This window comes from Hymenobacter sp. BRD128, from assembly GCF_013256625.1.
Classification (GTDB): domain Bacteria; phylum Bacteroidota; class Bacteroidia; order Cytophagales; family Hymenobacteraceae; genus Hymenobacter.
This window is the reverse complement of sequence record NZ_CP053908.1, coordinates 2,547,453-2,570,185: the sequence shown is the minus strand read 5'-3', so window position 1 is coordinate 2,570,185 and position 22,733 is coordinate 2,547,453. Positions and strand designations below refer to the sequence as shown.

The following is a 22,733-nucleotide window of genomic DNA, read 5'->3' as shown; positions in this document are numbered from 1 at the left end:
GCTCGCCGAATAGCATAACCCCAACCCGGTTTTCAAGGTAAAGTATAGGTGGCAGTTAATTGCCACCTTTTGCTTTTTTCGATGGATACGAACCTTCCAATTTCGGCGCAGCCGCGGGTGGTGGTGGTAGGCGGCGGTTTTGGCGGCCTGCGGCTAGCCCAGAAGCTGGCCGACGCGCCCGTGCAGGTGGTGATGGTAGACCGCAACAACTACCACAATTTTCAGCCGCTGCTCTACCAGGTAGCCACCGGTGCCCTGGAGGCCGATAGCATTGCCTATCCCATCCGCAAAATTTTCGCGGGCCAGCAAAATTTCTTCTACCGCATGGCCGACGTGCGCGGTGTGATACCCGTCACTAACACCGTGCAAACGAGCGTGGGCGACATTCGCTACGATTATCTGGTGTTGGCCACCGGCTCGCTCACCAATTTTTTTGGGATTGAAAGCATTGAAAAGAATGCGATGCAGATTAAGAGCATCCCGAATGCGCTGAATCTGCGCAGCTTCATCTTCCAGAACTTCGAGCAGGCGCTGCTCGAAACCGACCCGGAAAAACAGCAGGCGCTGCTCACTATTGTGGTGGTGGGCGGCGGCCCCACGGGCGTCGAAATCAGCGGCTCGCTGGCCGAAATGCGCCGCCACGTGCTGCCCAAAGACTACCCCGAGCTAGATTTGAAGAAGATGCAAATCTTCCTGGTGGAGGCTGGGCCAGCCTTGCTCGGGCCAATGTCGAAAGATTCGCAGAACGACGCCAAGCGCTACATGGATGGGCTCGACGTACTCGTGCGCCTCAACACGGCCATCAAGCGCTTCGAAGATGGCAAGGCCTATTACTCAGATACCGAGTTTATTCGCACCGAAAACCTGGTGTGGGCCGCCGGCGTGAATGGCGCCGCCCTGCCGGGCCTGCCCGAAGAATTAGTGACCCGTAATAAGCGCATTACGGTGAATATGTGGAACCAGCTGCCGGACCAGCCCACCATCTTTGCCATCGGCGACGTGGCTAACATGGTGACGCCCGACATGCCCAAGGGCTTGCCCATGCTGGCTCCCGTGGCCCAGCAGCAGGCCGACTTGCTGGCCGAAAACCTGCAACGCATTATCCGGGGGGAGGCGCCCAAGGAATTCAGCTACCTCAACAAGGGCGTGATGGCCATCATCAGCCGCAATAAAGCGGTGGTTGACTTACCTAAGGATGTGCACTTCAAGGGCTTTCTGGGCTGGCTAGCCTGGCTGTTCATTCACCTTATTCTGCTGGTCGGCTTCCGCAATAAAGTGGTGGCGCTGGTCGACTGGGCCTTCAGCTACTTTAATTCTGACCAGGCGCTGCGGCTTATTATCCGGCCCTTCAAGCGCCATGATGTGAAGGACGACAAAGGCAAGCGGGCGGCCGAGCACGCCACGGCCACCACCGAATATACTCCTACGCCGCCCGCCATTCAGGAGCCCGCCGGGCCAGCGATGCCAGCGCCAAACGCCTAAAACTTTCCTTCGTCAGCATGACAAGGGCAGTTTTAAGCAAGTAGTCCAAAAGGCATAAAAAAAGCCGCTGGAAACAGCGGCTTTTTTTATGCAAAGACAAGCTGGATTTATAATAATCCGCTTAGAAAGCCCGGCAGAATCCCCAGCACCAGCGTGAGCACGGCCAGCAGCACCAGCGTGGCCGACTGGAAGCCATCGACTACGATTGGTGCCTCATTGCCCGATTCGGCCGGGCGCATGTACATGGCGATAACGGGCCGCAGGTAGTAGTAAATGCCCACCATGCTCATCAGCACCGCAAACACTACCAGCCAGATATACCCCTGGCTAGCCACCGCCGTGAAGATGAAAAACTTGCCGAAGAAGCCCCCCGTGAGCGGAATGCCGCCCAGCGAGAGCATGGCTACCGTCATCACAAAAGCCAGCAGCGGATTGGTGCGAGCCAGCCCGGCCAGGCCGGCGTAGTCCTCGCGCTGGCGCTGGTCCGACACCAGTTTCAGCACTCCGAAAGCGGCTACCGTGGCGATGGAATACGCCAGGCTGTAGAAGAAAATGCCCTGGGCCGCCGGGCCCTGCAGCTGGCCGCGGCCGGCCACGAGGCCGAGCAGCAGGTAGCCGGCGTGGCTTACGCTAGAGTAGGCCAGCATGCGCTTGGCGCTGGTTTGCACGGCGGCGCCCACGTTGCCGAGCAGCAGCGTGAGCACACACATAGCCACGATGGTAGGCAGCCACACGGCGCTGGTGCCGGGCAGGGCCACTACCAATAATTTCAGGAAGGCCGCGAAGCCGGCCGTTTTCACCACCGTGCTCATAAAGGCGGTGAAGAACGTGGGCGTGCCCTCGTACACGTCGGGCGTCCAGAAGTGGAAAGGCGCGGCCGAAACCTTGAAGCCGATGCCGATAACCATCAGCAGCACGCCTACATACAGCATGGGCTGGAGACTGGCATTAGCCGGCGCGGCGATGGCGCTGGCTAGCCCATCGAGCTGGAAAGTGCCGGTGGCGCCGTACACCAAGGCAATGCCAAAGAGCAGAATACCAGTGGCGAAGGCGCCTTGCAGGAAATATTTGAGGGCGGCTTCGTTCGAGCGCACGTTGCGCTTGTCGGAGCCAGCCAGGCAATACATGCTAATGCTCAAAATCTCAATGCCCACGAAGAGCATAATGAGGTGATTGTAGCTCACCATCATAATGGCGCCCACCAGCGAAAACAGCAGCAGCGAGTAGTATTCGGCCAGGTTGGGCTCGCCGGCTGCCACGTAGGAGCGCGAGAAGGGCAGCAGCACCAGGGCAGTAAGCAACACAATGCCGCTGAAGGCCACCGAGTAGTTGTTCACGGTCAGCATCTGGGCCACGTAGGGCGAGTCGAACAGGCCCGGCAGGCTACCGGCGTGGTTCCAGTCGAGCAGGTTGAGGCCGAAAACGAGGGCTAGCACCACCAGCGCAAACGGCAGCAGCGCCCGGTTGGAGCGCAAAAAGCCTAAGAACAGGTTGACGATGCCGAAGACGGAGAGGAGAACGATGGGGAGCATAGAAGTACGCCTGTCATGCTGAGCCTGCGAAGCATCTTATCACGTTCGCGCTCAATAATAACTGCTTTAAAGATGACGAATTCAGCCTGATAAGATGCCTGCTTCGTCAGCATGACAATGAGAAGGTTACCGGCCTACCAGAGTGAGAATCTGGCTGATGGCCGGCTCCGAAAAATGCAGGAACGTGCCCGGAAATAACCCTAGCCAGAACACCAGCGCGATGAGCGGCACGAACATGAACAGCTCCGAGCCGGTGAGGTCGGTGATGGTATCGGAGTAAGCCGAATCGGGCCCGAGCATGGCGCGCTGGTACATGCGCAGCAGGTACACGGCCGAGAAAATGATGGTGAGGCCCGCCACGGCGCCGGCCCACATGTTAAACTCATACACCCCGGCCAGCAGCAGGAACTCGCCCACGAAGCCACCCGTGAGCGGCAGCGCCACCGTGCTGAGCAGCATCACCAGAAAGCACACGCTCAGCAGCGGGGTGCGGCGGGTGAGGCCGCCGAGGTCGGCCAACTCGCGGGTGCCGGTGCGGCGCTCGATGGCGTCGGCCACCAGAAACATGCCGACCACGTTTACGCCGTGGGCCAGCATCTGCACCACCGCCCCTTGCAGGCCGATGGCTTTCAGCGAGAACACGCCGGCAATCATCAGCCCCACGTGCGAGAGCGACGAATAGGCGATGAGCCGCTTCATGTCGCGCTGCCGGATGGCGATGATAGCGCCGTAGATGATGCCGATAATGGCCAGTACTTCAACCAGCTGCTGCCACTGGCTCACGCCGAGCGGCACCACCGGCAGCAGCCAGCGCAGGCAGCCATACACGCCCATTTTCAGCATAATACCCGAGAGCAGCATAGTGGCCGGAGCCGGCGACTCGGTGTAGGTATCAGGCTGCCAGGTGTGGAAGGGGAAAATCGGCATCTTCACGGCGAAAGCGGCGAAGATGAGCCAGAACAGCCACGCCTGCTGCGAGGCGGCTAGCTGCTTGCCAGTGGCGTAAAACGCCTGAATATCGGACGAGTGCGCGGCTAGCGAGCCGGCGGCCGGGCCGGTTTGCAGATACAGATACACGAAGCCGGCTAGCATAAACAGCGAGCCGATAATGGTGTATAAGAAGAACTTAAACGTGATTTGGATGCGGCGGTCGCTGCGGCTCCAGGCGCCGGCCAGGAAATAAATCGGAATCAGCGCCACCTCCCAGAAGAAGTAAAACACGAATGCGTCGAGGGCCGTGAACACCCCGAGCAAGCCGGTTTGCATAAACAGCACCAGGGCGTAGAACGCGCCGGGATTCTCGTACTCTTCGTGGCGAAAGGCGGTGGCCAGAATAATCGGCACCAGCACCGTCGTGAGCAGCACCAGGCACAAACTCAGCCCGTCGATGCCGAGGTGAAAGTTGATGCCCGCCGAAGGTATCCAGCTCAGGTTGAGGTCGAAGCTGCCCGGCCCGCTGCGGGCGTAGGTAATGGCCGCAAACACGGCAACCAGTAGTTCGAGAAAGGAAGCCCCGAGGGCTAGCGCGCGGGCCGCGCCGCCTTTGGCAAAGTGAAGGAGCAGGGCGGCGGCCAGCGGGAAGAAGACGAGAAAAGCTGTCAGCATTAGCGAAAGCGCACGGTAAGCCGGCCGGAAGCCCGGCGGGTTTACCGCGAATTAGCTGCAAACTTACTGCCCGCACCGGGAAGGCGGAAGCTTCGGGCGACTTTCCCGTAAGTTTGTTCTAATGCCTCGCCACCCGATTGCCGATTTTCTGAATACCGCCGCCGGCCCCATCCTCGACGTGCGCGCCCCGGCCGAGTACGCCCAGGGCCACATTCCGGGGGCCCTGAGCCTGCCGCTGTTCACCGATGCCGAGCGGGCCCTCATCGGCACCACCTACAAGCAGGTGAACCCCGACAAGGCCGTGCTACTGGGCCTCGATTTTTTCGGCCCCAAGATGCGGGCGATGGTGGAGCAAGCCAAAAAGCTCGCCCCCGGCCAGGAAGTGCGCCTGCACTGCTGGCGCGGCGGCATGCGCAGCGGCGCCGTGCTGTGGCTGCTGGAGCTAGCCGGCTTCCACGTCAACCTGCTCGATAAGGGTTACAAGGACTATCGCCGCTGGGCGCTGGCCGAGTTTGCCCGCCCGCGCCAGCTGCGCGTGCTGGGCGGCTACACCGGCAGCGGCAAAACCGCCGTGCTGCACGCGCTGGCCCGGCGCGGCGAGCCCGTGCTGGATTTGGAAGGCCTAGCCAACCACCTGGGCTCTTCCTTCGGCAGCCTGGGCCAGCCGCCGCAGCCCACCCAGGAGCAGTTTGAGAACGACCTGGCTGCCGCCCTGGCCAAGCTGCCCAACGACCGGCCCATCTGGGTGGAGGATGAGAGCCGTACCATCGGCGGGCTAGGCATCCCAGCCGCGTTTTTTGAGCAGATGCGCGCCGCGCCGCTGGTGGTGCTCGACGTGCCGCCGGCCGCCCGCGTGCAATACCTGGCCGGCAGCTACGGCCGCCAGGATGCGGCCGGGCTAGCCGCTGCCGTGCTGCGCATAAGCAAGCGCCTCGGTGGCCTCGTGACGAAAGAAGCGCTGGGAGCCATCGCCGACGGCGATATGCCGCGCATGGTGGAACTGGTGCTGGCCTACTATGATAAAACCTACGGCTATGGGCTAGCCGACCGGCCCGCCGTGCTGGTGCCCACCACTGGCACCGACCCAATAGCTAATGCGGCGCTGGTGCTGGCTGCCGCGAACGAACTACCGACTTCGCTAAAAAATGCTAGCCATGATTCCGAAGCTGCGGGTAGCCCGGCCCACTAACGACCTGGCGGCGGTGCGCCATTTCTACGTCGAAGCTCTGGGCTTGGCAGAACTCTATGCGTTTACCGGCCACGACGGCTTCGATGGCCTAATGGCAGGCCACCCGCAAGCAGCTTACCACCTGGAGTTTACGCGCCAGCAAGGCCATCTGGTGCCGCCCGCACCCACGGCCGAAAACCTATTGGTTTTTTACTTGCCCGAGCGCGCCGAGTAGGAAGCCGCCGTGGCCCGCCTGCGAGCGCACGGCTACGCGCCCGTGCCGGCCCACAACGCCTATTGGGACCACCAGGGCCTGACCTTTGCCGACCCCGATGGTTATCGGGTAGTGCTGCAACGCGCCGCCTGGAATTTTTAACGACCGCTAGCCCCCGCCATGACCCCGACCTCGACCTCATTCGCCTCACTCAGTACAGCCACGGCGCGGGCTGCGGCTGCAAAATCGCGCCGAGTGTGCTCGATAAAATCCTGCACAGCAGCCTGCCGCAGCCCAACTACGAAAACCTGCTGGTCGGCAACGGCAGCCGCGATGATGCGGCCGTGTACCGCCTGCCCAATCAAGCCGGGCAGTGCGTCATCAGCACCACCGATTTTTTTATGCCCATCGTCGATGATGCCTACGACTTCGGGCGCATCGCCTCGGCCAACGCCATTTCGGACGTGTATGCGATGGGCGGGCGGCCCCTACTGGCCATCGCGGTGCTGGGCTGGCCCATCGACAAGCTGCCGCCCGAAGTAGCCGCCCGCGTCACGGAGGGTGCCCGCGCCATCTGCGCCGAGGCCGGCATTCCGCTGGCCGGCGGCCACAGCATCGACTCGCCCGAGCCGATTTTTGGGCTAGCCGTGACGGGCCTGGTCGATGAAAAAAACCTCAAGCGCAATGACACGGCCACGGTAGGCTGCCGCATTTACCTCACTAAGCCGCTAGGCGTCGGAATATTGACTACCGCCCAAAAGCGCGCAATCCTGAGCCCCGAAGATGCCGATGTGGCCCCGGCCCAGATGCGCCAGCTCAATAAAATCGGTGCCGAGCTGGGCGAGATTGTCGGCGTGCGGGCCATGACCGACGTCACCGGCTTTGGCCTGCTAGGGCACCTCGCCGAAGTGTGCGAGGGCAGTGACTTGCAGGCTGTCGTCGATTATTTCAGCGTGCCGCGCCTGGCCCAGGCCGAGCGCTACCTACTGCAAGGTGCGGTGCCCGGTGGCACGGTGCGCAACTTCGCCAGCTACGGCCACAAGGTGGGGCAGCTCACCGATGAGCAGAAATTCTACCTCTGCGACCCGCAAACCTCGGGCGGTCTGCTGGTGTGCGTCGAGCCCGGCGCGGCCGAGGCGGCGGCCCAGGCCGTATTTGCCCAATATGGGCTAGCGCTGGAAAGTTTTGGCGAGCTGCGTCCGCACGCCGAGGGTGAGCCGTGGATAGTGGTGGAGTAGAAGTGCAGGTTGCTGCGGTAGGCCGGCTAGCCCCCACGCCCAGCGGCTACCTGCACCTGGGCAATGCCGTTAACTTTGTGCTCACCTGGCTGCTGGTGCGCCGGGCGGGCGGCACGCTGCACCTGCGCATCGATGACCTCGACCGCGCCCGACTGCGCCGGTCCTATCTGGAAAATATATTTCAAGTGATTGACTGGCTGGGCTTGGACTACGACCACGGCCCAAGCGGGCCGGACGACTTTCTGCGGCACTACTCGCAGCTGCTGCACTTGCCCGCTTATAACCACGTATTGCGCCGGCTGGCCCAGCGGCCGGGGCTGCTATACGGCAGCCCGCGCTCACGCACCAGCGGTGCGGCCGGCGCTACCGTGCCGCTAGCCACGCCGGGCGTGGCGTGGCGGGTGCGGGTGCCCGCTGATGCTACTGTGGCCTTGGCCGATGGCTGGCAGGGTGCGGAGCAGGTGCCGCTGGCCACTGAGATGCCCGACTTCATTGTGCGTAAAAAAGACGGCGTGGCGGCCTACCAGCTAGCCTCGGTGGTCGATGATTTGCGGCTGGGCACTACGCTCCTCGTGCGGGGCCTCGACCTGCTGCCCAGCACGGCCGCCCAGCTGTGGCTAGCCGCGCAATTGCCCGAAACCAGCAACTTCACCCAAACGCAAATTCAGTTTTATCACCACGGCCTGCTCACCGATGCGGCGGGTAATAAGCTGAGCAAAACCACCCAGGCCGCTGGCGACCAAGGTATTCTCAGCGCCGGAAAGCCGACGGTGGTGTACGCGGCCGTGGCGCGGCTGCTAGGCTTGCCGGCGGCGGCCGGCGAATCGCTGGCTGCTTTGCAGAAAGAGTTGGTGATAAGGGCTTAAAGCAGCTACTGCCCTGGGTTTACTGCCGCACTACGTTGAGCTTAGCCGTCTGGCTGCTCTGGCGCACCACGAGCACGTATTTAGCGGGGGCCAGTAGGCCCGAGCCGGGCAGCGCCACGGTGCTGGTGCCGACCTCCACGGCCGCCAGGTCCTGGCTGTAGATGACCCGGCCCAGCAGGTCGTAGAGCTGCACGTTGAGCGGTCCGGCCGTGGCCGTGGTCACCTGTATCGACAATCCATCGGTCCCAAACGGCACCGGAAATGCGTTGATGGCGTAGGTGATGGTAGCTAGCGTGGGCGGGCTAGCGGCGCTGGCTAGCGTCCAGCGGCCGTTGAGGGTAGTGACGTAGGCGCGGCGCACGGCGTGGGCGAAGGCATCGCGCTGAGTGGCGCCCTCGTTGCTCCAGGTAGCGCCCGCATCGGTCGAGTGAAACATGGTAAGCTGGTTCTCCGCCAGGCCATTCAGCTCGTGGGGCAAATACTGCTGCGCGAGCGTAGCGCCCGGCCCCACGGCCGTTTGAATATCAAAGTAGCGGCTGATGCTGCTGGCCGCGCCCACGCCCTGGGGCTGGCCAGTGGTGCGCACTACCGTAGTGGCGCCGGCCGCACCTAGCGGCACAATAAGCAAGCCCAGCCCGCCAAATGCCTCGGCGCCGGGGCCGGCGGGGCGCGTGGTTTGCACCTGGCCCAGCACGTAGCTGGCATCGGTTTCGGTGATGGTAGCGGCAGGGGCTAGCGTGAGCGTCGCCGAGCCGGTGCTGAGTACCGCGCCGCCCAGCGTAAGGGCTTGCGCAATAGAAGCTGCGCCGATGGTCTTGGTGCCGGTGCCGCCAATGAGCAGGGTCTGATACTCGCCGGGCCGCAGGCGCTGGGCGCCCGCGCCGCGCGTGGCCAGCGTGCCGCCGCTGTGCGTGAAAGTGCCCGTGCCGAGGTGGTCGCCGTACAAATCCAGCTCGCCGCCGCCCAGCGCGAGTGGCCCAAGCTGGGTGAGCGTGCGCACCTCGGCCGTGCCGCTCGTGATAACGGGATAGGGGGTGGCTAGCCCCGCCGGAATGAGCGCATCGGTGGCGCGGCTGGGCACGCAGCCACTCCAGTTGGCGGCGTCAAACCAGTTGCCGTTGCCGGCTGCGCCGCTCCACACGGGCTGCAGCACCTGCACGCTCACCGTGGCCGCCGACGTGCAGCCCCCACCCGGCAGCGCCACCGTGAGGCGATAGGTAGACGACTGCGTGGGCGTAACTGAAATGGTGGTGCCGGAGGTGCCAGCCGGCAGCCCGTCGCCACTCACCAGGCTCCAGGTATAAATTCCCCCGGCTGGCAGGTTGGTAGCCGTGAGCGCCACCGAGGCGCCCGCGCTCGGGCAAAACGTCGCCGCCGACGCCGCGAGCACCGGCGTGGGCGGCGCCGGGCTCACGGTGAGTGTGGTGCTGGCCGAGGCCGGGCACAGGCCCGTGGTCACGGCCACGCGCACGGTGTAGGTGCCGGCTTGGGCGGCGGCCACGGCCGGCAGCACGGGGTTTTGCTGGGCGCTGGCGTAGCCGTTGGGCCCAGTCCAGGCGTAGCTGGCGCCGACCGGGCCGCTAGCCGTGAGCGTCACGCTGCTGCCGGGGCACACGGTACCGCCGCCCGCCACGGCGGCCGTGGCGGCTAGCGGGGTGCCGTTGCACAGCGCCGGCGACGTGAGCAGGATGGCCCGGCGTGGGGTGCCGGCGGCCATCACGTCCTGCATGCGCCCTTTTTGGTCGTTCGTAAAAAGCTGCAAGCAAGCATCATCGGAGTAGTCCAGGAAGTTCATGAACATGTCGCCGGTGGGTGCGTTCGAGCACGTTACGTGCGGAAACGTGCGGCAGCCGGTGTTCGAGGTTTCCTGGGTAGGCGTGTCGGCGCAGTAGTCGTCGCCGCAGTTCGAGTCGCCCCACACGTGAATCAGCCCCAGCCAGTGACCGAGCTCGTGGGTCAGGGTGCGGCCCTTGTTGTAGTTCGGGTACAGCGTGCCCACCCGGCCAAAGGCAGCGTAGGCAATGACGACGCCATCGGTATTGGCGTCGCCGCCGCTGGGGCTCAGGCCGGCCAGCCCCGCCGTATTGTCCGGAAACTGAGCGAAGCCGAGCAGCGTGGTGCCCAGGTCCAGCACCCAGATGTTCAGGTATTGGTCGGGGTTCCAGTCGGTGGCCGGCTTCACTGTGTTCTCAACGGTCGAAAGGTCGTAGGGCGGCGCGGGCAGGCCTAGCGTGTTGCGGTCCACGCGGTCGATGCCCGGCTCGGGCAGCAGCCGGCCGCCCGGGTCGCGCAAGGCCGGCACAAACTGCACCTGCGCATCGGCCCGCACCGGCTGAAAAGCCGCCGGCACCAGCGCACCGTCGGCATTCAGGTTGCGGTAGTCCTCGTTCAGCACGTCGAACTGCGACTGCACCTGCGCCTGGCTGATGTTGGCACCCGTGCCCGCCGCTTCGCCATTATGAATGATGTGCACCACCACCGGCAGCGTGTAGGTAGTAGCCGCCGTGGTGCGCCGCGGGCGTGGGGCGGTGGCCCCTAGCTTGGCCGCCCGGTAGCCGGGCCGGCGGCGCGCCAGCTGGGCCTGCTGCCAGGCATCGGCCTGCGGCGTGCCGCAGGTGCGCGGCCCCACGTGCGTGGGGGTTTGCCCGGCCCCCGGCAGCGCGCCAAAGGTGAGCAGCCACAGGCTAAGCAGCAGCGTAGCGCATTTTACCATACGACATCCGCTGCCAGTCAGCGCGGCCAATTTGGAATGGGAAGAACTACTGTAAAGCTAACCAGCTATTCTGAAAACAGCATAAAGCTTTCCTATCGCCGCGATTTTGCCGCAGGATGAGCCGGCTAGCGAACCTCTTTCTTGAATTCCTCGGCCCAGTGGTCGGCCAGGCGAGTGGGCTCGGGCAGCTTGTAGCCGCGCAGGCAGGCTAGCGTGAGGCGCGTGGCGGTGGCTTGGTCGCAGCGGTGGCCGGGGCTCACGAATAGCGGCAGCACCTTGTCTTTGCTGCGCAGCACTTCGCCAATCAGCTCGCCGGTTTTGGCATCGAGCAAGGGGCTGAGGCTGCCTTTTTCGGGCGCGGGTTCTTGGAAAGTACCCGTCAGCTTTTGCTTAGCCACGCCGAAGGTGGGCCAGTCGAGCAGCACGCCCAAGTGCGCGGCAATGCCCACCCGGCGCGGGTGCGCAATGCCGTGGCCATCCACCATAATCACGTCGGGCTTATGGTCGAGCTTGGCAAAGGCCTGAATAACGTTGGGCGCCTCCCGAAAAGACAGGAAGCCCGGCACGTAGGGCATCGTCACGGGGCCGTAGTTATAAACCTTTTCCACCAGCTCCAGCGACGGAAACTTCAACACCACAAACACCGACAAAATGGTGTCGGGCGTCGGAAACGACGAGTCGCAGCCCCCGATAAGCCGAGGCGCGTGGGCTAGCGGCTCGGCGCGCACCCGCTGGCGCAGCTCGTGCTGCTGCTCGGTGAGGCTGCGCACCAGGGCGGGGTCGGGCGGCGGACCGGGCGGGCGGTAGTAGGCCATTGGGTAGGAAAAGAAAGGCGTTGGGAAAAGATAGAGGGTTGCTAGGGCCGGCCCAGCGTTACCCAGGGCGGGTGCCGAGCGTATACGCGGCCAGGCCCGCCGCTTCCGGTGGCCGAGGGAAAATAAATTTTCAGTCTTACGCTTTCTACGCATGGCTTCTCCATCTGCCCAGCCTGCCGCGCAGGGCTCCGGCCCGGCGCTGGAGCGGCGCTACTACATTGATGTGGAGCGGCCGCACCTCACGCCCACGCAGCTCATGGCGGCCGTGCAGGCCGATGTGCCCAAGTTTTCGCCCGGCCTGCTGGCCGACTTTGAGCGCACCCGCGGCCAGGAAGGCAGCTTGCGCGCGGGCGACGAGTTTCACATTAAAATCTTTGGCCCCTGGAATGGCAGCGTGCGCGTGACTGACGTAGGGCCCACCTTTTTCGAGTTTCTGACCCTGGAAGGCCACCCCGAAGCCGGCCGCATTCGCTTCGAAACGCATCCGCTCGATGGCCGCCCCGACGCCCTGCGCTTCGAGATTCACTCGCTGGCCCGCTCGCGCGATGGGCTGGTGGCCTTTGCCTACGACACGCTGGGCGGCGGCAAGCTGATGCAGGAAGCCACCTGGGTTGAGTTTTGCGAGCGCGTGGCCCAGGCTAGCGGCGGCCAGGCGCTGGGCCCGGTGGTAGTCGAAACCACCCGCCACGCGGAAGATGGCTCGGTGCGGCAAACGTCGCGCTAGGCTGCGCCAAGGCCCAATGATACTCAGTGGCTGGTAGATACGGTGTCGTCGTGGTCGGCCTCGCTTTCCAGCGTGATTTTAAACCCGTAGTCCGGGGCAAAAGGAGGCTCTCCCAATTCAGTTGGCTGCAATTTGGGAACGGCTACTAGGAGGATGCCGCCGTTGGCCGTGGCCCGGCTGCTGCCGCCGAGCCGGGGGTTGGTGATGCGCCCGCCGTCGAGCTTGCCCGTGCCATTGCTGTCGTATGCATACGCGGTACTGTACCATTCTACCGTGTATACGCCATTGTGCGCCAGCCCACTAATGGTGATAGTTTGGTTGGCTAGCGGGCTGACCGCAGGCATACTGGTGTCGAGTGGCACCGCCGGGTTGCGGATATCCGGCCCCGTTGGGTTAAGGGGAAAAAGCGCCGGGTTACCCGCCGCGCGGTGGGGCGTGTTGTACCAGTAGTACGCTTGGTCGTGCACCCAGCCCAGTATTTTTTCCGGCGCGCGCAGCGCAAATACTTCCAGGCGCGGGTCTGACGCCACAATATCGCGGGCTAAGTTCAGGCTGTCGAAAGGCGCGGCAAAATAATCGGCGGTCGGCGCGAAGCCCGCGGCGTCGAAGGCCGGCGCCGCGGCGGGCTTGGCATAGCCTAGCGGCCGGCCGCCGCTGGCCCGGCTGGCCGCCGCGTAGGCGCTCAGGGCAGTGCCGATGGGCTGGTAAGTAAAGGTCAGGCTATTAAACTCTTCGCCGGCCATAAATACACTCAGTGGCTTAAAGAGCCGGATGCCGTCGCCGCCCCAGCAGCCATTGTTGTAGCGGCCATCCGGCCCAAACAGAAAAGCGGTGGCAAACGCCCCCGAAAAGGCCGATGACCAAATGCCCTGCTGAATATCCTGATTGCCCTGCGACAGCCAGGTTTGCGGGCCAAACTCGAGCTGGGCAAAGGGCTTGTCGTACTTACGCAGGTGGTGCTGCGCGATGTAGCCGAACTGATACTGCGCGTTTTTATCCCAGGTATAGTAGTGGGCGCTCGAAAAATCGACGTTCGGCGAGCTAAACGTTGCGCTGCTGAAGCCATAGCCGTAGTCCACGCTGACCAGGTGCGCCGGGTAAGCATCGGTTTTCAGAAATGCCGCCATATCCTCAAACCAAGCGTTAATCTTGGCTACGTTCGGGTAATAAATCGTATTGGCCGCCGTCGCATCATCGGGCATTTCGGGCTCGTTCATCAGCCCGTAAGAGGCGATTGCCGCGGAGTAGCCCCAACGCGCCTGGATGTAGCGAAGCCGGTTTTTGAAAGCCCGGATGGCCGCCGGCTGCGTGTAAAAATCGAGCAGCGAAGCCAGGCCGAAGCGCCGGCGGTAGGGGTTGAGCGCCCAGCCGCTGCCTTCGTCGGCGGTGCCGGCGTTGGTGCTGAGGTTGCGTGAGCCGTACAGCACCAGGTGCACGTAAACTTGATGCGCGCCGGCGTATTCGATAAGCGAATCAAGGTCGCCGGCCCGGTTTTGCCGGGCGCCGTAATTGCCGAGCGTATCCCACTCAAATTCATAGCTGTACGGCTCCAGCCACAGCCGCACCAGGTTACCCCCGTTGGCGTGAAACTTCCCAATCCAGGCTTGCTGCTGCGGCCGGGTCAGCAGGGTGTAGCACGGCTTGCCCCCGGGGCACAGCTGGCTAGGGTCGGGTGTGCAGGAGGCAATTTTGGCGGGGTCGAAGGCCGACCGCACATCCTCGCTGATGCCCATGAAGGAAGTGCCATCCGAAAACTCCCAGTACCGCTTGTTGGCCGCCACGCGCAAAAAGCCGTGCGCGGGCGATGGCACGCAGGTAAACGTAGCGGGGCTGCTGACGGTGCTGGTGACGTGGGCCGCGTCGGTTTTATCGGTTACCGTAAAAGCGTACTGCCAGCGGCCGGCCTCGTTGGGGCTGAAGCGCACGTGCCAGGGCGTAGTGGTAGGCACGCGGTGCCAGCCCAGAGTGTCGCGCGCATACGGAACCAGATAAAACGCGTAGGCTTTGTAGCGCTTCTGGCTGGGAGAAATGAAATCCACCTCAACCGCAATGCTATCCGGGTCGTAGGGATTGGCAAACTGCTTGGTGAGGCTAGCGGCGGCCTCAAACTTACTATAGGCCCGCACCGGCGCCTCGGTGACGGGCACGATAGCGCTGACTGCCGCCCCCTGCGCCGCCGCCGGCCTGGCCAGCAGCATGCCCAGCCCGACTAATATTAGCCAGCAGGGGAGGGGGAAGCTAAAGTGCTTTGAGCGGCGGCCCGTGCTACGCATTGCGGGTAGAAAAAGATGAGTGCGGCTACAACGAAAAACACGGAGCCGAGGGCTTACTACAAACGCAAATTCGCGGCTTTACCGACGGTCGCCAAGCTTTAGAGCTTCGCTCCAAAGCGCGCCCTCGCCCCGGAGGCGACAACGGCCAGGGGGGCTTCTGCCGTATTAGCGCCTCCACGCAAGCCTTTGTTTTTTCATGCCTAGCCCTGCCGCCCGGCCGGCGCCTTCGGGCGGCACGGCACCCGCCTGGGAGCAGTACCGCGCTCAGCTCGAAGCCTACGCCCACGCCAAGGTCAACTACGACTACGAGCAAGTGCGCGAGTACACCTCGGCCACCGGCTGGCGCATCGACCACTACGCCACCGACCTGCCGGCCGAAGCGCCCGGCCCGCCCGCCGCGGCGGGCTCGTTTGCGGCGGCGCAGGCCGTGATGCGGCGCTATGCCTTTCCGCCGCCCGACCTCATCACGGGGTACTTCGACCCTAGCCAGCCGCTCGAAAAGCGTATTATGGTGCTGCGGGCGCACTTTCTGGTGTTCAATTTTTACTTCGGCGTGCGGGTGGTCGATGTCATTGACGAGGCTAGCCGGCCCGGCCCCGACGGCCCCGAGCGGGTGTGGGGCTACGGCTACCGCACCCTCGAAGGCCACTTCGAGAAGGGGCAGATAAACTTCTCGGTGCACAAAAATCTGGGCACTGGCGCGGTGCAGTTTCGCATTCAGGCCATGTCGCAGCCGGGGCACATTCGCAACCCGTTTTACTGGCTAGGCTTCAAGCTGTTCGGGCGCCGGTTGCAGCGGCGCTTTGCCCGCCAGTCGCTGGCCCGCATGCGCCGCCTAGTGACGGAGGAAATAACCCAGCCGCAAACAAAGCCGGGGGCCGGGAGTTAATCCGGCAATCCAACCAAAAGCGCCGCCGCTGCCCACCGGGCCGTCGCGGCGTTTTTGTGGGCTGCATTCTTACCCCAAACCACAGACCTAATGTCCGCTACCAAAGCTTACGCGGCCCCCGCCGCCAATATTCCGCTCGAACCTTTCCAGCTGGAGCGCCGCGCGCCCGGCGCGCACGATGTGCAGATTGACATCCTGTTTTGCGGCGTGTGCCACTCCGACCTGCACCAGATTCGCGATGAGTGGGGCGGCTCGATTTTCCCGATGGTGCCCGGCCACGAAATCGTGGGCCGCGTGTCGGCCGTGGGCGACCACGTTAAGAACTTCAAAGTCGGCGACCTCGCCGGCGTGGGCTGCATGGTCGACTCGTGCCGCGAATGCACCTCGTGCAAGGAAGGCCTGGAGCAGTACTGCGAAACCACCGGCATGATTGGCACCTACAACAGCCGCGAAATCAAGACCGGCCAGCCCACCTACGGCGGCTACTCGCAAAGCATCGTGGTGGATGAAAAATACACCCTCAAGGTGAGCGACAAGCTCGACCTGGCCCGCGTGGCGCCGCTGCTGTGCGCCGGCATCACTACCTACTCGCCGCTGCGCCAGTGGAAAGTAGGCCCCGGCCACCGCGTAGCCGTGATGGGCCTGGGTGGCCTGGGCCACATGGCCGTGAAATTTGCCGTAGCCCTGGGCGCCGAAGTAACCGTGCTCAGCACCTCGGCCGGCAAGGAAGCCGATGCCAAAGCCCTGGGTGCCCACAAGTTTGTGGTGACCAGCGACAAGGACCAGTTTAAGTCGGTGGGCAACTACTTCGACTTCATTATCAACACTATCTCGGCCCAGATTGACCTCGGCGCCTACGTGAACCTGCTGCGCCTCGACGGCACCATGATTCTGCTGGGCGTGCCCAGCGAGGCGCCGCACCTGCACGCCTTCAACCTCATTGCCAAGCGCCGCCGCGTGGCCGGCTCGCTCATCGGCGGCATTGCCGAAACGCAGGAGATGCTCGACTTCTGCGCCGAGCACAACATCATGTCGGACATCGAGGTGATTGATATTCAGCACATCAACGAGGCTTACGAGCGTATGCTGAAAGGCGACGTGAAGTACCGCTTCGTCATCGACGTGGCCTCGCTCAACTAAGCAGGCCTAGCCCCGCGAAAAAAGCGGCCCTGGCTGAAAAGCTAGGGCCGCTTTTTTATATATAAGTCCTTGACTTACACTACTTGGTGGCCACATAGCCCTGGCGGGTATCCACGCGCTGCCCGTTGATGAGCGCGTCGAACCGGGTGATGGTGCGCGTGCAATTATCCACGCCGCCGTAGGTGAGCACGATGTCGCTGATGTCGTAGCGCCGCTTGGCGGCGGGCACTTCGAGGCGGTAGCTGCGCGGGTCGCTAGGGCCGCCCACGGCCGGAAAATTGCAGAACAGCGTGCGGTCGACGTAATAAAAAAGCATCGGCGACTTTGGCCGGTCGTTGGCCCGCAGCGTATCGAGCGGCTGGCTGAAGTCGGCGCCCCGGTAGCGCACCAGGTAAGCCGAAAACGCCTCGGCCTTGCGGAAGCCTTTGCCAGCGCCCAGCGTATCGGTGCTGAAGGCAATACCGAAGGGCTGCGGGCCAGGGTCGGCCGGGTTGCAGGGCCGCAGGTTGCAGCCGGCGAGGCCACACTCTGCGGCTAGCCCTAGCAGAATGCTAAACAAGCACCTGGGGCGTTGGGAAGTAAGTAAAAGTGTATTCATTACTGCCAATATAAGGCTAAGTGGCGCTATTGGTTTAGAAGTATGCCGGCTTTCTTACAGCGCAAATTCCTGCTGCACCTGTGTAGTGAAGCTATTGTAGCCCGGCGCGGGCACCACCGTGGCCGGCAGCGGCGGCGCCAGGCTAGCGGGCAGCCCGAGGCTGCGCGTGGTAACTACCAAGTGTAGCGGCGCGGTATCGGCCAAGTCAATTTCGAGCTCTTCGCCCTGGGGCGAGGGGGCAAAAAACGGGAAGCTCACCACGCCCGCCGTGGGCCGCAGGCTGGCGGCCGGCACCGGCTGGTCGGCCACGCGCAAGCCCAGTAGCGGCGCGGCCCCGCCGAAGCGCAGCATTAGGCTATTCACGTCGGCACGGCCGGGCCGCAGCAGCAGGCGCAGCCGCCGGTGGCCGGCGGCCTGGCTATCGGCCAGCACCTGGATGGTGGTGGGGCTAGCGGCAGCACCGGGGCCGCCTGGTGCAGCACCGGCGCGGTGGCCTGCGAGAATAGCGCCGGCAAGGGCGTAAGCTGCGGCTGCGTGAATACCCGGCGCGTCCAGGCATCGGGCTGGGGCGCGGCCGAGAGCCAGTAGGCCTGGCTATGCGCCGCATCGAGGGCATAAAACAGGTGTGTTTGCTGGGGCTGGGCGGCGGTGGGCTGCCGGGTGAGGTGGCCCATGAGCAGTGCGGCCAGCACCTCGGCCAGCGCCAGGCCGGGTAGCAGCCAGCCGATAGCCGGCCGGCGGCCCACCCCCGCGGGTAAGCTCAACACCGGCAGCAAGAGGGGCAGCAGCAGCCCCAGTAGTATCGCCAGGAATAGAAGGGCCGTCAGCGACAGTATACTCAGCCCAAAAATGACCAGCAGCAGGTAGGTGGTAGGCACCAGCAGCGCCACGGCCGGCAAGGTCAGTAGCGAGGTAGCCACGGCCAGCCCGGGCGTGAGCGGGCGGGCGGGGCTGGTGGGGTGGCGCAGCCCCAGGCCCCAGCCCAGCGTAGCCGCCAGCAGCGGCCACGCCAATAAAAATGCCGACGAAGGCGCCTGCCACTGCAACAGCCCCAGCAGCCCGGCCACTACCACCAGTGCCCCGCCTACCAGCGAGCCGGGCCGCACAAAGCGGCTCAGCACCCCGTAATAAGCCGCAAACAGGGCTAGCCCCAGCGCCAGTAGTGCTCCCTGGTAAGCCAGCGCATTGTAGGAAGCCCGGTCGTAGAAGGCGCTGTACTGCGGGTAGCAGGCGGCCACCAGCGCCAATAGGCCCCAGCCGGTCAGCAGCAGCAAGGCCAGGCCACCCACCCAGGCCAGCATGCCGCCCAGTAGCCCGCCCCAGCTGAAACGACCACGCTGATAAGCCAGCACCAGAGCCAGCAGCAGCAGGCTGACGGTGAGCTGCGTTAGCGGCAGGCCCCAGGTGGCGGGGTAGCGCACCAGCCAGGTGCCCAGCGGGTTAAAAAACGTTTCGTCGGGCGCCTTGGTGTGCGTGAGGGGAATATTGCCAAAGTGCCGCACCAAGCTCAGCATATACGAGCCGTGGTGCTGGAGCGAGCCCAGGTCGAGGTGGCCGGGCAGGTCGGCCGGGCTGTGGTAGTACGGGTGGCCATCGACGAAGGCAAAATTGAGCCCCGTAATCCCGGCCTGGCGCAAGGGCGTGAAGTCGGTGTTATTCGGCAAGTGCCGGTAGGCTTCGTAAAACAGCGACGACGAGATGGGGTAGGGCGCGGCCCGGGCATACTCGCGCATTACCCAGCCATTCTGGGGGCTCACCTCAAAAGTGAGGCTAGCCCCGGCATTGCCCCGGCCCTCAAAATTAAGCGCCACGCCTACCTCGCGGCGCAGGCGGGCCGTGTCGGCCGCGTAGGCGCGGGCACCCAGCCAGCCGGCCTCCTCGCCATCGGTGAAAAGCCAGATAACGTCGTGGGCCAGGGGCGGCCCGGCGCGCAGCGCCCGGATGGTTTCGAGCATGGCAGCCACGCCGGCGCCGTCGTCGCCGGCGCCGGGCGTGTGGGGCTGCGAGTCGTAGTGGGCCAGCACCAGCACGGCCGGGCCGCCGGGCTGCCGGCCGGGCAGGCGGGCCAGCACATTCTGCACCCGCGCGGCGGCCAGCTGGCCCGGGTCAGTGAGCACCAAGCTCAGGTCTTGCACGCTGGCGGTCAGGCCCAGTTCGCGGCAGCGGCTTAGTAAATAGTCGCGCACCTGGGCATTGGCGGCCGTGCCCAGCGGGTGGGGCTGGCTAGCCACCACGGCCACGTCGCGCTGGGCGCGGTAGGCCGAAAACCCGGTGGCCGGGGCGGTGGCGGGTGCCGGGCGCGGCGGCCGCACCAGCCATACTGCCAGCCCGGCCACCAGGGCTAGCCCCAGCAGCGGCAGCCAACGAAAGTAAGAATTTTGCATAGTGCAAACGGGCTGACGCTACGAAGGAGCCGACCAAATAGCCGCTGCGCTTCAGCAGCCGCAAGGTATTCACGGCTAGCGGTTCGGGCCGGCTGGCTAGGGTAGCTCGGGGGCGCCGGGCCGGGCGGCGGCGCAGCGGGTGCCGGGGGCGCGGGCTGGCGGGCCTGCACAAACCACGAGGCCAGGAAGCCGGTGAACGTGCCAAACAAGCCCACGCCCACCGTCATGAGGGCCGCCGCAATGAGCCGGCCAGCCCCGGTTACGGGGTACTTATCGCCGTAGCCGACGGTAGTAATGGTCGAGTAAGCCCACCACAGCGCGTCCTCGGCCGTTTTGATGTTGCTGTCGGGCCGGGTTTCGACCTGCAAAATGGCGATGGACGAAAAGATGACCATGAGCGCTGCCACCAGCGCCGCCGCCGCGAAAGTGCCCTGCACCCGGCTCCGAAACAGATGGTGCAGCAGGTGCTTGGTCGAGCGGAAAGCCCGCAGGATGCGCAGCAGCCGCACCAGCCGCAGCGTGCGCCCCGCCCGCAGCCACGACACCTGCGGCACGCTGGCCACCAGGTCTATCCAGCCCCATTTCAGAAAAGCCAGCTTGTTTTCGGCCCGGTAAAACCGAATGCTGAATTCCAGCAGGAAAAAAACGCAGATGGTATTGTCGGCCAGGTCGAGCAGGTGCGCTACTTCGGGCGGCAGCCGGAAAATGGTACTGACAAGCAAAGCCAGCAGCACGTATACCGACAGCACGACCACGGCAAAGTTGAGCACGCCCAGCTGGGCAACGCGGGGGCGCTTGGGCAGGCGCATGGCGGGGTGCGGGGCTAGGCCGGCGTGGCTACCGGTGGCCAGGGCATTTGGGTCAGCTGAACTTCGGGCCACAAGGACTGCTGGCCGGTGTAGTGCAAATACACGCGCGCCGTGGTGATGACGTCCTTTTCGCAGTAAGTAACGATGCGGCCCAGGTTTTTCTCTTCCCAATACACCCGCGCCACCTGCGCGCCGTCGATATCGTCTTTGGGCGACGGAATGTTGAACACGCCCGCCAGCAGCGGCAGCGAGATGTGGCCCTTGTTGTCGCCAAATTTCCAGAGCTCCATTGTGTCGAGCAGGTGGGGCAGGTCCCAGGGCTTGTGGCCGGCCACGTCGAGCATGGGCGGAATGGGCTGCCCGCAAATCAGCATGCGCCGGCCCAGGTAGCCGTAGTCGAACTCGCGGCCGTTGTGGGCGCACAAAAAGTAGCCCTCGGGCCCGGCGGTTTCGAGCTTGGCGTAGCGCCCGCCATAAGGAGCGTAGCGCGCCAGAAAATGCCCAAAGCCGCGCAGCACCGCGCACTCATCGTCATCGGCAAACGACTTGGTGCGAAACTCCAGGGTTTCATCCTTTAGCGGCCGGAAGAAGCCCACCGAGATGCACACCACCTTGCCAAACTCGGCGTAGAGGCCGCCGTTGCTGAATAATTCTTCGTGCGTTTGGCCTTCGGCGAGCTCCTTGGCGTGGCGCTTCTCGCAAAACTTGGCCCACAGCGGCTGGTGAGCGGCAGGCAGCTCGGCGTGGCTAGGGTGGCCGGGCACGGTTTCGATATCGACGAAGAAAACGCGGGTCAGGTCAACGTGGCGCAGGATGTTCATAAGGAGCCAAAAAGCAGCGGGGAACTAGCCCAAAGCTAAGCAACATACTGGTAGAACGCTGGTGGCGCCGTGTACTTTTGTCTTCATGCTGTTCTACTTCGGCCCCCGCAGTTCGCTGTTGCTGCCCTTCGTGGTGCCGGGGGTGGTGGCCACGCTGTGGCTGCTGGGGCGGGCCGGGCGGCGCGGCAGCCTGCCCGATGGCCTGCTAGCCCTGCTGCTGCTGCTGCCCACCCTCACCGTGAGCCAGTGGATGCTGGGCTATGCCGGCTGGTTTGATAGCCACGACGGCCATTCCACCATCATGTTTTATATGCCCTGGCAGCTGGGCCTGCTGCTGGGGCCGGGCTACTACCTCTACTTTCGCAGCCTCACCAACCAGGAGTTTCGGCTGGGGCCGCGCGGGTGGGGGCACCTGCTGCCGGGGCTAGCCCAGGTGGCGCTGTTTGCCGCCGTGGCCCTGCTCGACCTGGGCTGGCGGCGCGGGCTGCGGCACGAGGCGCTGCCCGATTTTTACGGCACCAAGGGCGCCGCCGCTACCTGGCGCGACACGCTGTTTGGGCCGCTCAACTGGCTGGCCGTGGCCCTGCTGGTGGCCTACGGCCTGCGTATGCTGGCCGACTACCGCCGCTACGCCCGCTACCTCGACGACAACTTCTCCGACCCCGAGCGCCTGCGCTTTGCCGGGCTGCGGCAGCTGCTGGTGTTGCAGGCCCTGGTGCTGGCGCTGGGGGTAGTGGGCTCGGTGCTCAACTACTTGTTTGACCTGAGCTACGATGCCGCCTGGTACCTGTTTGCCCTGCGCGGCGTGCTCATCTACGGGCTTATCGTGGTGGGCCTGCAGGCCAACTACGCGGCGGCTACCAGCCCGCTGCGCTTCGAGCCCGACGCAGCCCCCACGCCCGGCAGTAAGCCCGCTGGCGCATCGGGGCTAGCGGGAGCGCCGGCCGGCGAACCCAACAACGAATTGGATGTAGCAGCCGACGGGCTGGGCGAATCTCAACCGCTACTCGTTGCACCCACCGCGCCCGCTGGCTTGCCGCCCGAGCTGCTGCCCTGGCGCGACAAGCTGCTGGTCCTGATGGCCACCGAGCAGCCCTGGCTGGAGCCCGAGCTTACGCTGACGGAGCTGGCCCAGCGCCTGCGCACCACGCCCAACGTGCTGTCCAAAGTCATTAACGCGGGCTGCGGGCAGAACTTCAACGACTTTGTGAATACTTACCGGGTGCACGAAGCCCGCCGCAAGCTGGCCGACCCGCGCTTGGCGCACTACTCGCTGGTGGGCGTGGCCCTGGAAAGCGGATTTAACTCAAAATCAACGTTTAACCGCGTGTTTAAGAAGCTGCTGGGCCAGGCGCCCAGCGAAGTAGCGCGGCCCAAATCATAAGTTGGGACGGCCCAGATAATGACCTGGAGCGCGGCGCCGGGGGGCTAGCGGACCTTTGGCTCAGTCATTTCAACCGCT

At 64.3% G+C, this 22,733-nt stretch carries 20 protein-coding genes; 10 read left to right on the top strand and 10 right to left on the bottom strand.

Annotated elements, in window-relative coordinates; translation table 11 throughout:
* The first annotated feature begins 81 nt into the window (after window positions 1-81).
* Window positions 82-1,482, top strand: coding sequence for an NAD(P)/FAD-dependent oxidoreductase (locus tag GKZ68_RS11425; RefSeq protein ID WP_173114751.1), 1,401 nt, complete (start codon window positions 82-84; stop codon window positions 1,480-1,482).
* Between the two features lie 107 nt (window positions 1,483-1,589).
* Here GKZ68_RS11425 and GKZ68_RS11420 read toward each other — a convergent pair whose 3' ends face one another.
* Window positions 1,590-3,014 carry an NADH-quinone oxidoreductase subunit N gene (locus GKZ68_RS11420; RefSeq protein ID WP_173114748.1) on the bottom strand — a complete coding sequence of 475 codons (1,425 nt, stop codon included), beginning with the start codon at window positions 3,012-3,014 and terminating at the stop codon, window positions 1,590-1,592.
* Window positions 3,015-3,140: 126 nt separating this feature from the next.
* Window positions 3,141-4,619 (bottom strand): NuoM family protein, encoded by a 1,479-nt coding sequence (locus GKZ68_RS11415; protein ID WP_173114745.1) that lies wholly within the window; start codon window positions 4,617-4,619, stop codon window positions 3,141-3,143.
* 121 nt (window positions 4,620-4,740) lie between these two features.
* Between GKZ68_RS11415 and mnmH the strand changes: the two genes are divergently transcribed.
* Genes mnmH through GKZ68_RS11395 form a run of 5 tightly spaced genes read left to right on the top strand, consistent with a single transcriptional unit; the run spans window position 4,741 to window position 8,105 of the window.
* The gene (gene mnmH / locus GKZ68_RS11410; protein WP_173114742.1) at window positions 4,741-5,808 is read left to right on the top strand and encodes a tRNA 2-selenouridine(34) synthase MnmH; all 1,068 of its coding nucleotides are present in this window, start codon (window positions 4,741-4,743) and stop codon (window positions 5,806-5,808) included.
* Window positions 5,774-6,022 carry a hypothetical protein gene (locus GKZ68_RS21700; RefSeq protein WP_217275245.1) on the top strand — a complete coding sequence of 83 codons (249 nt, stop codon included), beginning with the start codon at window positions 5,774-5,776 and terminating at the stop codon, window positions 6,020-6,022. The genes mnmH and GKZ68_RS21700 overlap by 35 nt, the downstream gene beginning before the upstream one ends.
* Window positions 6,023-6,031: 9 nt before the next feature.
* Window positions 6,032-6,163 carry a hypothetical protein gene (locus GKZ68_RS22410; protein WP_302052023.1) on the top strand — a complete coding sequence of 44 codons (132 nt, stop codon included), beginning with the start codon at window positions 6,032-6,034 and terminating at the stop codon, window positions 6,161-6,163.
* 38 nt (window positions 6,164-6,201) lie between these two features.
* Complete coding sequence (gene selD / locus GKZ68_RS11400; protein ID WP_173118370.1) at window positions 6,202-7,239, top strand: selenide, water dikinase SelD; 1,038 nt, start codon at window positions 6,202-6,204, stop codon at window positions 7,237-7,239.
* A gap of 2 nt (window positions 7,240-7,241) precedes the next feature.
* Complete coding sequence (locus GKZ68_RS11395; protein WP_173114739.1) at window positions 7,242-8,105, top strand: glutamate--tRNA ligase family protein; 864 nt, start codon at window positions 7,242-7,244, stop codon at window positions 8,103-8,105.
* Window positions 8,106-8,124: 19 nt separating this feature from the next.
* Here GKZ68_RS11395 and GKZ68_RS11390 read toward each other — a convergent pair whose 3' ends face one another.
* Both GKZ68_RS11390 and nfi read right to left on the bottom strand, forming a co-directional pair.
* Window positions 8,125-10,818: a M43 family zinc metalloprotease gene (locus GKZ68_RS11390; RefSeq protein WP_173114736.1), complete on the bottom strand. Its 2,694-nt coding sequence runs from the start codon at window positions 10,816-10,818 to the stop codon at window positions 8,125-8,127.
* Between the two features lie 125 nt (window positions 10,819-10,943).
* Window positions 10,944-11,633 (bottom strand): deoxyribonuclease V, encoded by a 690-nt coding sequence (gene nfi / locus GKZ68_RS11385; RefSeq protein WP_173114734.1) that lies wholly within the window; start codon window positions 11,631-11,633, stop codon window positions 10,944-10,946.
* 151 nt (window positions 11,634-11,784) lie between these two features.
* On the opposite strand from nfi, the gene GKZ68_RS11380 reads away from it, so the two are divergent.
* Entirely contained in the window at window positions 11,785-12,357 is a 573-nt protein-coding gene (locus GKZ68_RS11380; protein WP_173114732.1) for a DUF1990 family protein, read from the top strand.
* A gap of 23 nt (window positions 12,358-12,380) precedes the next feature.
* Here GKZ68_RS11380 and GKZ68_RS11375 read toward each other — a convergent pair whose 3' ends face one another.
* Entirely contained in the window at window positions 12,381-14,555 is a 2,175-nt protein-coding gene (locus GKZ68_RS11375; RefSeq protein ID WP_173114730.1) for a DUF5060 domain-containing protein, read from the bottom strand.
* A 271-nt stretch (window positions 14,556-14,826) separates the two neighbouring features.
* Between GKZ68_RS11375 and GKZ68_RS11370 the strand changes: the two genes are divergently transcribed.
* Together GKZ68_RS11370 and GKZ68_RS11365 are read left to right on the top strand one after the other, a co-directional pair.
* Window positions 14,827-15,519 carry a DUF1990 family protein gene (locus tag GKZ68_RS11370; RefSeq protein WP_173114728.1) on the top strand — a complete coding sequence of 231 codons (693 nt, stop codon included), beginning with the start codon at window positions 14,827-14,829 and terminating at the stop codon, window positions 15,517-15,519.
* A gap of 90 nt (window positions 15,520-15,609) precedes the next feature.
* The gene (locus GKZ68_RS11365) at window positions 15,610-16,659 is read left to right on the top strand and encodes an NAD(P)-dependent alcohol dehydrogenase (protein ID WP_173114726.1); all 1,050 of its coding nucleotides are present in this window, start codon (window positions 15,610-15,612) and stop codon (window positions 16,657-16,659) included.
* 79 nt (window positions 16,660-16,738) lie between these two features.
* Here GKZ68_RS11365 and GKZ68_RS11360 read toward each other — a convergent pair whose 3' ends face one another.
* The 5 genes from GKZ68_RS11360 to GKZ68_RS11340 are packed head-to-tail and all read right to left on the bottom strand — an operon-like array spanning window position 16,739 to window position 21,271.
* Entirely contained in the window at window positions 16,739-17,257 is a 519-nt protein-coding gene (locus GKZ68_RS11360; protein WP_173114724.1) for a hypothetical protein, read from the bottom strand.
* A 54-nt stretch (window positions 17,258-17,311) separates the two neighbouring features.
* Complete coding sequence (locus GKZ68_RS11355; protein WP_173114721.1) at window positions 17,312-17,689, bottom strand: hypothetical protein; 378 nt, start codon at window positions 17,687-17,689, stop codon at window positions 17,312-17,314.
* Window positions 17,617-19,641, bottom strand: a complete 2,025-nt coding sequence (locus tag GKZ68_RS11350) for a M20/M25/M40 family metallo-hydrolase (RefSeq protein ID WP_173114718.1) — start codon at window positions 19,639-19,641, stop codon at window positions 17,617-17,619. Before GKZ68_RS11350 ends, GKZ68_RS11355 begins: the two co-directional genes overlap by 73 nt.
* A complete protein-coding gene (locus GKZ68_RS11345) occupies window positions 19,599-20,522 on the bottom strand; it encodes a potassium channel family protein (RefSeq protein WP_217275244.1) in 924 nt (307 codons plus the stop codon). Before GKZ68_RS11345 ends, GKZ68_RS11350 begins: the two co-directional genes overlap by 43 nt.
* Complete coding sequence (locus tag GKZ68_RS11340; protein WP_217275243.1) at window positions 20,465-21,271, bottom strand: ribonuclease H-like domain-containing protein; 807 nt, start codon at window positions 21,269-21,271, stop codon at window positions 20,465-20,467. The genes GKZ68_RS11345 and GKZ68_RS11340 overlap by 58 nt, the downstream gene beginning before the upstream one ends.
* An 85-nt stretch (window positions 21,272-21,356) precedes the next feature.
* Here GKZ68_RS11340 and GKZ68_RS11335 point away from each other — a divergent pair, with 85 nt between their 5' ends.
* Entirely contained in the window at window positions 21,357-22,655 is a 1,299-nt protein-coding gene (locus tag GKZ68_RS11335) for an AraC family transcriptional regulator (protein ID WP_173114715.1), read from the top strand.
* Window positions 22,656-22,733 lie beyond the last annotated feature (78 nt).

What these genes read in the sequence shown, in the direction of transcription:
- GKZ68_RS11425 (WP_173114751.1), top strand. Translation starts at nt 82, where the DNA reads ATGGATACGAACCTTCCAATTTCGGCGCAGCCGCGGGTGGTGGTGGTA.
- GKZ68_RS11420 (WP_173114748.1), bottom strand. Translation starts at nt 3,014, where the DNA reads ATGCTCCCCATCGTTCTCCTCTCCGTCTTCGGCATCGTCAACCTGTTC.
- GKZ68_RS11415 (WP_173114745.1), bottom strand. Translation starts at nt 4,619, where the DNA reads ATGCTGACAGCTTTTCTCGTCTTCTTCCCGCTGGCCGCCGCCCTGCTC.
- mnmH (WP_173114742.1), top strand. Translation starts at nt 4,741, where the DNA reads ATGCCTCGCCACCCGATTGCCGATTTTCTGAATACCGCCGCCGGCCCC.
- GKZ68_RS21700 (WP_217275245.1), top strand. Translation starts at nt 5,774, where the DNA reads ATGATTCCGAAGCTGCGGGTAGCCCGGCCCACTAACGACCTGGCGGCG.
- GKZ68_RS11390 (WP_173114736.1), bottom strand. Translation starts at nt 10,818, where the DNA reads ATGGTAAAATGCGCTACGCTGCTGCTTAGCCTGTGGCTGCTCACCTTT.
- nfi (WP_173114734.1), bottom strand. Translation starts at nt 11,633, where the DNA reads ATGGCCTACTACCGCCCGCCCGGTCCGCCGCCCGACCCCGCCCTGGTG.
- GKZ68_RS11380 (WP_173114732.1), top strand. Translation starts at nt 11,785, where the DNA reads ATGGCTTCTCCATCTGCCCAGCCTGCCGCGCAGGGCTCCGGCCCGGCG.
- GKZ68_RS11375 (WP_173114730.1), bottom strand. Translation starts at nt 14,555, where the DNA reads ATGCTGCTGGCCAGGCCGGCGGCGGCGCAGGGGGCGGCAGTCAGCGCT.
- GKZ68_RS11370 (WP_173114728.1), top strand. Translation starts at nt 14,827, where the DNA reads ATGCCTAGCCCTGCCGCCCGGCCGGCGCCTTCGGGCGGCACGGCACCC.
- GKZ68_RS11365 (WP_173114726.1), top strand. Translation starts at nt 15,610, where the DNA reads ATGTCCGCTACCAAAGCTTACGCGGCCCCCGCCGCCAATATTCCGCTC.
- GKZ68_RS11360 (WP_173114724.1), bottom strand. Translation starts at nt 17,257, where the DNA reads ATGAATACACTTTTACTTACTTCCCAACGCCCCAGGTGCTTGTTTAGC.
- GKZ68_RS11350 (WP_173114718.1), bottom strand. Translation starts at nt 19,641, where the DNA reads ATGCAAAATTCTTACTTTCGTTGGCTGCCGCTGCTGGGGCTAGCCCTG.
- GKZ68_RS11340 (WP_217275243.1), bottom strand. Translation starts at nt 21,271, where the DNA reads ATGAACATCCTGCGCCACGTTGACCTGACCCGCGTTTTCTTCGTCGAT.
- GKZ68_RS11335 (WP_173114715.1), top strand. Translation starts at nt 21,357, where the DNA reads ATGCTGTTCTACTTCGGCCCCCGCAGTTCGCTGTTGCTGCCCTTCGTG.